This is a genomic window from Bradyrhizobium sp. P2_E8 (assembly GCF_056403875.1).
This window is the reverse complement of sequence record NZ_JBFUES010001228.1, coordinates 1-1938: the sequence shown is the minus strand read 5'-3', so window position 1 is coordinate 1938 and position 1938 is coordinate 1. Positions and strand designations below refer to the sequence as shown.

Below are 1938 nucleotides of genomic sequence, written 5' to 3'. Positions count from 1 at the left end.
GCGCCGATCACCAGCGCGCGCTTGAAGGCGCCGGTGCGTAGGAAATTGTCGGCGGTGGCGAGCGCGAACACGAAGCCCGAGCACACCGCCTGCAGGTCGAAGGCCGCGCCGTGGTTGATGCCGAGCCCGTGCTGCACGGCGACAGCCGTCGCGGGGAAGGTGTTGTCAGGCGTCGAGGTCGCCAGCACGATCAGCTCGATCGACTGCGCGTCCACGCCGGCATCGGTGAGCGCGGCCTGCGCCGCCTTGATCGCCAGGTGCGAGGTGAACTCGCCCTCGGCCGCAATGTGCCGCTCGCGAATGCCGGTGCGCTGGACGATCCACTCGTCGGACGTGTCGATACGCGCCGCCAATTGGGCGTTGGTCACCACCTGCTCCGGCAGGTAGGAGCCGCAGCCGAGCACGACCGAACGAATTTGAGTCACGAAACATCCTCCGGCGCGGGCTGCACGGAACTGAGTGCACCACCCTCGCGGTTGAGCATCTGATTGATCTTGTTCAGGAGATCGTAGTGAGCCATCTCATAGCCAACATCGATCGCATAGGCAAAGCCTTCGGCGCTGGTTCCGCCGTGGCTTTTAACCACCAGTCCGTTGAGCCCCAGAAACACGCCGCCATTGGACTTGTTGGGGTCCATTTTGTCCCGCAGGGCCTGGAACGCGCTGCGCGCAAAGAGATAGCCGAGCTTGGACAGCCAGCTCCGTTGCATCTCGTTACGGAGTAATTCCGCCATCTGCCGCGCGGTTCCCTCGGCAGCCTTGAGCGCGATGTTGCCGCTGAACCCTTCGGCGACGATGACGTCGGCCAGCCCCTTGCCGATGCCGTCGCCCTCGACGAAGCCGATATAGTCGAGCTCCGGCAGGTTCCTCGCCCGCAGGATCTCACTGGCTTCGCGGATCTCCTCGTGCCCCTTGATCTCCTCGGCCCCGATGTTGAGCAGGCCGACCGTGGGGCGCGGCTTGTTGAACAGGACGCTTGCCATCGCCGCCCCCATGACGGCCAGCGACACCAGATGGTGCGCATCGCCGCCGATGGTGGCGCCGAGGTCGAGCACGACGGACTCGCCGCGCTTGGTCGGCCATATCCCCGTGATCGCCGGGCGGTCGATGCCCGGCAGCGTGCGCAGGTGGAAGCGCGACATCGCCATCAGCGCGCCGGTATTGCCGGCGGAGACCGCGACCTCCGCCTCGCCCTTCTTCACCGCATCGATGGCAAGCCACATCGAGGAGGTCCTGCGGCCACGGCGCAGCGCCTGGCTCGGCTTGTCCTCCATGCTGACGGCGACGTCGGTATGAACGATCCTGGAAGCGGCCTTGAGCGCGGGGTGCTTCTCGAGCTCGGGCTCGATCCTGGCGCGGTCGCCGACCAGCAGGAATTCGGTCTCGCGATGCCTCTGAAGCGAGATGGCCGCGCCTGGAATGATCACGGCGGGGCCGACATCGCCTCCCATGGCGTCCAGCGCGATGCGAACCTTGCTTGGCATAAAAGTCCTGGAAACCTGGTCTGGTGCGGTCTTGAACGAGCGGGGGCCGCGAAATGGGTTCGCCACGGACATGGCGACGGCCAGGCGCCACGCCGCGCCCGGACCGGGGCGCGACAATAGCGTTTTGTTATCCCGAAACAACCTCTTGCCCCCAGCCTTTTGTATTCGGGGCGACGTGGCGGCAAACGCGAAGATTCGAAAGAAATATATAGAAATCAAATAGATGAAACAGGCTTTCAAACCACTCAAGCAAACACCTCGCGCGGCCTGGCAAGCGGTCTTACGGGGAAACGGCAGCTACTGGCCTTTCTTCTTGTCCTGAAGCGCCTTCAGCGCTGCGAAGGGATGGTCTTCCGGGTCCAGGGCAACGACCTCCGCCTCGAACACGGCCCCAGGCTTGCGCGGATAGGGGTCGATCGCCAGGAACAGGGCATCGGTGGCGAGCCGGCCAAGGT

Annotated in this window: 2 protein-coding genes and 1 pseudogene; all 3 read right to left on the bottom strand. The window is 64.8% G+C overall.

Annotated elements, in window-relative coordinates; all coding sequences use genetic code 11:
- The coding region (locus AC1D00_RS38960; RefSeq protein WP_477014336.1) for a ketoacyl-ACP synthase III at positions 1-425 on the bottom strand (425 nt) is incomplete at its 3' end.
- A complete protein-coding gene (gene plsX / locus AC1D00_RS38955) occupies positions 422-1483 on the bottom strand; it encodes a phosphate acyltransferase PlsX (RefSeq protein WP_477014335.1) in 1062 nt (353 codons plus the stop codon). The genes AC1D00_RS38960 and plsX, both read right to left, overlap by 4 nt.
- Positions 1484-1780: 297 nt before the next feature.
- Positions 1781-1938 (bottom strand): annotated as a pseudogene (locus AC1D00_RS38950) (DUF177 domain-containing protein); the annotation flags it as partial.